The 478-nt window shown below is 68.2% G+C and carries 1 protein-coding gene; it reads left to right on the top strand.

The annotated features are described in order from the left end of the window. Positions 1-177: 177 nt before the first annotated feature. The gene (locus ACFWR9_RS41940; RefSeq protein WP_383852724.1) at positions 178-417 is read left to right on the top strand and encodes an ArsR/SmtB family transcription factor; all 240 of its coding nucleotides are present in this window, start codon (positions 178-180) and stop codon (positions 415-417) included. Positions 418-478: the final 61 nt, after the last annotated feature.

Here is a 478-nt window from a genome sequence, read left to right as displayed (position 1 = left end):
CGGTAGCCCTCCACCCCGGCCGCGGGGGGGGGGGCGCGCCCCCCGGCCGACTTCGTTCGGGAGCATTCGGTCGGGCAGCCTGACCGAGGCAGACGGCGGTCAGGTCCTGCTCGCGTGACAAGACCCGGCTGATTCCTCCGGCTTTACGCATACCTATATCGGAATATGATGGAATCCATGTCACGAGCAGCGACGACGTCGGACGTCTTCAACGCGATCGCCGAGCCGCAGCGCCGGGAGATCCTGCTGCTACTGCGGGCGGGTGAGCAGCCGGTGACCGAGTTGGCCCAGGAGTTGGGGATGACCCAGCCGGGGGCGTCCAAACACCTGCGGGTGCTCCGGGAGGTCGGGCTGGTGCGGGACCGCAAGGCAGGCAAGCAGCGCCTTGAGGTTCCCCCGCTGCGCGGGAGGGGCTGACTAGCTGGTCAGGGCGGGTTGACGTGGTTTCAGGTTCACTTGTTCGGCCGTTGCCTGGTCG

This window comes from Streptomyces sp. NPDC058534 (assembly GCF_042717365.1).
Lineage (GTDB): Bacteria > Actinomycetota > Actinomycetes > Streptomycetales > Streptomycetaceae > Streptomyces.
This window is presented reverse-complemented; position numbering and strand designations above follow the sequence as displayed.